This is a genomic window from Endozoicomonas sp. (assembly GCF_031844845.1).
In the GTDB taxonomy this organism is placed as follows: Bacteria; Pseudomonadota; Gammaproteobacteria; order Pseudomonadales; family Endozoicomonadaceae; genus Endozoicomonas.
The window spans coordinates 1-7,835 of record NZ_JAVRMB020000381.1 but is presented as its reverse complement, the minus strand read 5'-3'; the positions used below and the strand labels follow the sequence as shown (position 1 = coordinate 7,835).

The 7,835-nt window shown below is 47.2% G+C and carries 3 protein-coding genes; all 3 read left to right on the top strand.

What is annotated here, in order from left to right; genetic code table 11:
- The first annotated feature begins 758 nt into the window (after positions 1-758).
- The 3 genes from ebgR (at position 759) to RM811_RS21185 (ending at position 6,967) form a co-directional block, all read left to right on the top strand.
- On the top strand, positions 759-1,745 hold the full coding sequence (gene ebgR, locus RM811_RS21195) for a transcriptional regulator EbgR (protein WP_402528047.1): 987 nt from the start codon (positions 759-761) through the stop codon (positions 1,743-1,745).
- 569 nt (positions 1,746-2,314) lie between these two features.
- Positions 2,315-3,733 carry an amino acid permease gene (locus RM811_RS21190; protein WP_402528044.1) on the top strand — a complete coding sequence of 473 codons (1,419 nt, stop codon included), beginning with the start codon at positions 2,315-2,317 and terminating at the stop codon, positions 3,731-3,733.
- An 81-nt stretch (positions 3,734-3,814) separates the two neighbouring features.
- Positions 3,815-6,967 (top strand): glycoside hydrolase family 2 TIM barrel-domain containing protein, encoded by a 3,153-nt coding sequence (locus tag RM811_RS21185; RefSeq protein ID WP_402528041.1) that lies wholly within the window; start codon positions 3,815-3,817, stop codon positions 6,965-6,967.
- Positions 6,968-7,835 lie beyond the last annotated feature (868 nt).

Genomic DNA, 7,835 nt, shown 5'->3' with positions numbered 1-7,835 from the left:
CGAGTCAATTTCTACAGGGCAGAAGGCATTTATTAAAAAGTACTGCGCCAAGTCTGGTGCAGTTCGGGGCGGAGGTATGAGAAAGTCAAGAATCAAGACCCACCCCGGTTTTCAGGCCTATCCCCGCCATGGGTTGGAATGTCCAATGAAAACGCTATCAAGACAATCAGACATATAATTTAGCGGATATTGTATATCTGTAGCCTTAAAACGCAGATAACATCATCAAATACACGCTTGGATCTTGAAACTTTCATAGCTGCAAGATTAAAAAAGACCCCGGATGTTCGTTCCTGGTAACAAGAGCTACACACGCTGTTTCGATATATGCGTACTCAGGCACTTTATTAATAAGTGAAAGGCGAAATTTGATAGGCGGTAGTGTGATTTTTGGTTAGTCGAAAGCTTCGGTTGACACAATGCAAAAAGAAAGACCTGACCCCGGTTTTCCTGATTCCGGTTTTCCGGTTTTCAGTTCAAAGCTATGAACCATTTGACCATGATTGTTTACACCGAACTCATCTTTGCATATTTTCATAGTAATTTTTCTGATAGTAGGTAGTTCACTTTGACAGAATAAGATTATCACCCTGTCAGGTTCCCCCTGAAGAGGGGGGAGCCGACAACAAAATTTACTTAGCCATCTAAATCCAGTAAAGTTTTACCTTTCCAGTTTTACCGCATTCCAACTTATTTATAGCCAGGTTTTCCTGACATGTCAGGAGGAGGAGGCTGCTGATTACTATCGGAGATGTAAAATGGCTACTCTAAAGGAAATTGCACAGGAGGCTGGCGTCTCCCTCTCGACAGTTTCCCGGGTTCTTAACGACGACCCGTCCATTAGTGTGAAGAACGAAACACGACAATCTATTCATGATATCGCCAGCCGACTGGAATACACAACCAGTCGCAACCGCAAAACACGACAACGGACAGATTACTGTTTTTTTGCACAATATAATTACTCACAGGAAACAGAGATAAACGACCCCTATTACCTGTCAATCCGGTACGCCATTGAAACCCAGTGCAAAAAACTGAATATCAAACTGCTTAGTAGTTACGAACCAAAAGGCTATGAAGAATACAAAGATATTGATGGTGTGGTTTCGGTGGGCATTCTTCCTAAAGAACAGCTAAACCAGACCAGGCGCTTATCAGGCAATCTGGTGTGTGTAGACACACAATGGGATAGTACTGATTGTATCTATGCGGATCTGACCCAAATCAGTCGTGATGCGATAGATTACTTCATTTCCCGGGGCTATACCCGAATCGGGTATATTGGCGGACAGGACTCAACGGACTCTATGGACGAACGCGAAGTCTCCTTTGCAGAATACGGTCAACAGCAGGGCGTGGTATCCCCGGATGATATATATCGTGGTGAGTTCTCAAGCTCCTCAGGTTATGAACTGGCTACGAAGATGCTGAAAGGAAATTATCCTGATGCTTTTTTTGTTGCCTCTGACTCTATCGCCATTGGTGTTCTTCGTGCACTGCACGAAAACAACATTCGTATACCAGAAGACTTTTCACTGCTCAGTGTGAACGATATCCCCATAGCAAAATTCACCTTCCCACCCCTGTCAACCTTTCGTATCGAATCAGAACTACTGGGTACTCAGGCCGTGAACCTGCTGGTGGATCAAATCCGGGAAGCGCGGTCAATTCCACTAAAAGTTACTGTACCTGCCACCTTAACGTTGCGGGGAACAACCCGTCATGAGGTTGTCGGGGAGTAGTGCGGGCTTGACCAGTGGCCTATAAAAAATACAGCTATCTTCATGGCTCGGGGCGAGCTGTATTTTCGGTGTTATCCCCTTTGAGAAGCTACTTTGAAGTCAATGAATAAAGAGATGAGCCATATCAAGTACTGTCGGATTGAGTACTGGCACAGCTGCCTTAACACGGTAATGTTGGCCTATAGATCAGGCATTTTTAGCAAAAATATCGCGGATTCCAGCAAAATATCCTGCCCCCCATATGAATCACATATCCCCACCTGCCAGCATGTGCGTATCTGTTAATAGCTGTAAAAAAGCATTCATTATTGCTTTGAATAGCAAATTACTGAACAAAAATTGATCTGGATCAAGAAAAACGCCGCCCCCCTTGGTTAAAATAATTTTAGTAAAAGTTTCCCTGAAAAAAAGCGCAAGTAAACCAGTAAATTTAACTCAGTGGTTTTAAGTGGTTTCCGGAAATTCGCCCTGATGCTCCATTTATGGAAGTTACGGGATGGAAGTCATGACGGTTCTCTCAGCCACAAACTAATGATTTTAAAATAAATTTTAGCAAAACCGGAGCAATCATGAGCGATATAAACAGGGGCACTATAGGTAAATTTGCCTTGCTTGCCCTGACTTTCACGGCAGTATTCAACGTTCGTAATATTGTCAATAACAATATTGAACTGGGTCTGAGTTCTGCTCCGATTTTCCTGCTGGCCACGCTTATTTATTTCATTCCATTTGTATTCATCGTGGCAGAGTTTGTCTCTGCTAATAAAAACTCTGAATCCGGAATGTATGACTGGCTGAAAAAGCCTCTGGGTGAACGTGCGGCTTACCTGGGCTCCTTCACCTACTTCTTTGTCAACCTGTTCTGGTTCACCTCTCTGCTGCCTAACGTTATTGCCTACGCTTCCTACGCATTGCTGGGCTATGAGCAGACCTTCTCACCGATGGCTACAGCGGTTGTTTCCATCATGCTGTTTGCATTTGCCACCTTCATATCCACCCGCGGTGCCAGCTGGCTCGGTAAGATCACTTCGGTGGTAGCCACTGTTGTACTGGCTCTTACGATTGGTTACATCGTCCTCGCTGGCGGCGCTGTAATAGGCGGACTTGAGCCTGCTGACCCAATTTCCATGGATGCTTTGACCCCGACTATTACATGGACCACCCTGGGCATTATGTGCTGGATTTTCCAGGCGGCTGGTGGTGCTGAAAGTATTGCTGTTTATCTGAATGATGTGAAAGGTGGAACCAAAACCTTCGTTAAAATCATCATCGGTGCCGGTATCGCCATTGGTATTATGTATGCGGTTGGCTCTCTGCTGATCAACGTATTCGTGCCACGGGCTGAACTGACTTACACCGGCGGTATGGTTGAAGTGTTTACCGGCATGGCTAAACACTATGGCTTCTCTACTGAACTGACAGGTCGTGTGGTTGGTGTCGTATTGTTTGCCGCCATGTTTGGTAGCCTGCTGATGTGGTCTGCCACTCCGGTTAAGATTCACTTCTCTGAGATTCCAAAAGGTATCTACGGCAAGAAAACTACCGAGCTGAATAAACACGGTGTACCTGCACGCGCAGCATGGGCTCAGTTCTTCATCGTTATTCCACTGATGCTGATTCCTGCCCTGGGCAGTGATACGGCTCAGGACTTGATGAGTATCACCATCAACATGACCGCAGCAACCGCGATGTTGCCACCTATCTTCATCATGGTTGCTTACTTTGTACTGCGTCTGAAGTATGACGACACCCCGCGTGAATTCCGTATGGGTTCCCGTACCGTCGGCATGGGCATCACTGCTATGCTGCTGATCATCTTTACTATTGGCTTCCTGGCAGCGACCTTCCCTACCGGCGGCGATATCGTGCAGATTCTGCTCTATAATGTGTCTGGTGTTGTGGTCTTCCTGGGTGCTGCCAATATGTGGTACAGCCGCTATATCAAGCGTACTCAAGAGCAAGGTACTGCCCAGACTGTTCTGTCTTAAGTACCCTTTTTAGCCTAACTGTTACAGCCATCAGCCAGACTCTCTGACTGATGGCTTTCATACATTCCCTGGATAATCCTCATGAGCGCTGTTATTTCCATTGGCAAACAAGCCATTGATCTTTTTGAAGAGATTAACCATGTTCCAGCGGTGATGGAAAATCACCAGATTAATGGTATCAACAAGGAAGCACCCCGCACTCACGTGTTTCCTTTTGCCCATGAATCACTGGCCATCAACAACAAGCCGGAGCTGGCAGGTAATTACCTTTCTCTGAATGGTCTGTGGAAATTCAATTGCGCCCATAATCCGGAATCACGCCCGAAAGATTTTCACACCGAAGACTATGATGTATCTGCCTGGGACAATATTCAGGTACCGGGCAACTGGGAAGCCCAGGGCTTTGATAAGGCCATTTATCTGGATGAGCGCTTCCCATTCACCACAGAATGGCCAAAAGTCCCAAGAGATTACAACCCGGTAGGTTCCTATCGTCGTACGTTTATCATGGACGACAGCTGGCATGATCGTGAAATATTCCTACAACTGGCCGGTGCCCGTACTGCCACCTTTATCTGGATTAATGGTCAGCGGGTCGGTTACACCCAGAACGCCAAAAACCCGGCAGAATTCAATATCTCCCCTTATGTTCGAGAAGGGGAAAACACCATTGCCCTGGAGATTTACCGCTGGTCCAACGCCAGTTATCTTGAAAAACAGGACATGCTGGATATGTCTGGTCTGGAGCGGGAAGTATTCATTTACTCCACCGGCAAAGCCCGTATTTTTGATTTTGACTGCAAAGCCTCTCTGGACAGCACATTCTCCCAGGGCTCCATCAACCTGAGTATTGATCTGAAACATTATTCAGATACCGGACCTGTCGGGTTCACCGTTAAGGCGCAGTTACTGGACGACAAGAAAAGTTTTTCTGCCATAGTCAGCCAACAGCAAAGCGTTGCCTTCGAAAACCACGCAAGTCGCCTGACATTCACTGCTGAAGTGGACAGCCCTCGCCTGTGGAATGCTGAAACCCCTAACCTTTATACGTTGCTGCTGACGCTTTCAAATGCCAATGGCGAGATTCTGGAATGCACCTCCCATAAAATTGGTTTCCGTCGCATTGATATTATTAACGGACAGCTGACCATTAATGGCATAGCCATCAAAATCAAAGGCGTGAATCGTCACGAGCTGCACCCGACCCTGGGCCATGTAGCCACCGAAGAAACCATGCGCACCGATATCCGCCTGATGAAAGAACACAACATCAATGCGGTACGCACCAGCCATTTCCCCAGTCATTCACGCTGGTATCAGTTGTGCGATGAACATGGTCTGTATGTGGTGGATGAAGCCAATATAGAATCTCATCCACTGGCTCTGTCACCGGAGACCCAGATTGGTGATACCGAATCCTGGATTCCGGCTCATCTGGATCGCATGCAGGCCATGGTGGAAAGAGACAAAAACCACGCCTGTGTCATTATCTGGTCCATGGGTAACGAAGCAGGCAAAGGCTGCGTCTTTGAAACCCTGTATAACTGGACCAAAGAGCGTGATTGCAGCCGTCCGGTTCAGTACGAACCCGCCGGAGAAGCATCGTACACCGATATTGTCTGCCCCATGTATCCGACCCTGGAGCGTCTGGAAGCCTTCGCCCAACAAAGCGACGGTCGCCCGATGATCATGATCGAATACGCTCATGCCATGGGTAACTCTGTGGGAATTTTGGGAGATTACTGGAAGATTATCGATAACAGTCAGTGCCTGCAGGGCGGTTTCATCTGGGAGTGGATGGATCATGCTCTGGAAATGACTAACGACAAAGGTCAGAAGTTCTGGGGATACGGTAAAGACTATCATCCGGACATGCCCACCGACGGCAACTTTATGAATGACGGTCTGGTCGCCGCTGATCGCACGCCTCACCCTCATATGGCAGAAGTGAAAAAGGTGTATCAGCCGGTTCGCTTCCACGCTATTGATGCTGCGGCAGGTCATTTCGAAATAGAAAACCGTTATGACTATATCAATCTGGATCATCTGGCTATCCACTATGAGATTTCCGAAGATGGTAAAACCATCCATAAAGGATCTCTTGGCACTATTTCTGCTGAAGCAGGTTTGCGCAGTCCCCTGGAAATTGACCTGTCCGATATAGACAGCAAAATAACCAGCGAATACCTGATCACACTCAGTGCCGTCAGCCAGAATGAAGAACCGTTTACCGGATCTGGCTATGAATACGCCTGGGATCAGTTTGCGCTCACTCAGCGTCCGCCCTGCCAGCACCCCGTTATGCCACAACACGAGACGTTGGAACTCCATAATACCGATTCAGAAACGCTGGTATCCGGCCGTGACTTTGCCATTCGTTTTGACCGTAGTACCGGTCAGATGAGTGAATTCTCTGTGAATGGTCACAACCTGATTCGTACCGGTCTGGAACCCAACTTCTGGCGCGGACTCACAGACAACGATCTGGGTGCAAGGGCTTTTGAATGGGCCGACATTTGGAAAAATGCCGCCAATAGTCGTCAACTGACCTCTATTGACGCTGAGCCTTTGAACACCCATGAAGTAAAAATAGTTACCCGCTTCGTGCTGCCAACGATTGAAAGTGAATACACCCTGACCTACAACATTTTTGCTGATGGTGAAGTAAGGGTAGAAAGCCAATTTGTGCCGGGGAATAAAGAACTGCCAGTGATGATGCGCTTCGGCATGCAGCTGACCCTGCCTGCTGAGTTCAAATTTATGCAATGGTTTGGTCGCGGTCCCGTAGAAACCTACGCAGACCGTAAAGGTGCTAAAGCAGCTATTTACGGCGGCACTACCTGGGAGCAGTTCCATGCCTATCCACGCCCCCAGGAAAGCGGCAATAAAACCGATGTTCGCTGGGTGCGTTTGCTGAACGCTGAGGGTATGGGTCTTGAGGCTATTGCTGAAGAGACTCTGCTGAATACCAGCGCCTGGCCTTTTGCCGCAGATGAGCTGGATTTTGTTGCAGATGCGGGAGGTATGGGTGCTTCCGGTTTAACACCGATGACCTGTAAACATGGTGTTGATGTACAACCGGGTGATTTGACCACCTGGAATATCGACCTGGCGCAAATGGGTACCGGTGGACAAAACTCCTGGGGGTCATTACCGCCAGCGAAGTATCAGTTACCAGCACAGGCATACGGTTATGTATTCCGGTTACGTCCGGTAAATGGGGTAAACACCTGACAGGAAGAAAACCGGATTTGACGCCATGGGTCAAATCCGGTTTTTACGATGCTGTCTGGAATTGAAATCAGGTCGTATCGTCTATTTACGGCGCAGACTAAAAATGGAGTGATAGACAGCCTCTACCCTTCTCTGCCAGTTTGAAGGTTCGACTCGACCAACCCAACGCCTGAATTCATCTCTTTGACGACTTTTTCAAGTGAGTTCAGCTGTGGCGTAAAGCATTACCTTGCAACTTGCCCAGAGTTTTCTAAGCTGCCTGTGCGACAGTACCTGAAGAGTAGACCGGCGGAACTTCCCCGCCAGCCCCTCGCAGAACGGTACGGAAAACCGCGGAAAGAAAACCGAAAACCGGAAAACCGGGGTCAGGTCTTTCATCGTGCGTAACATATTCTGCACATTAACTCATTGTAAATAGTGATGGTGGGCCTTTTATTTCGAATACTTACGAACTGGTTTTTATTTCAATTTTATTAAACGGCAATGGATATGCACAATGAAAGATCTGACCCCGGTTTTTCCACCCAAATTGATGTTTCAGCTGCTGAAACATGGGTTCAATTGGCCACCTTATTGAGTAAGCCAATAAAACCTCCTTGGCCTCAAGATCAGGATTGGTTGATAAGAACAACTTGGTTTCCGTCTCCCCTTTATCATTTATAAACCGACTCCAAACCACTCGGACAATGCGACCTTTAAGAAAACCGGAAAACCGGGGTCAAAACCGGAAAACCGAAAACCGGGGTCAGGTCTTTCATCGTGCGTAACATATTCTGCACATTAACTCATTGTAAATAGTGATGGTGGGCCTTTTATTTCGAATACTTACGAACTGGTTTTTATTTCAATTTTATTAAACGGCAATGGA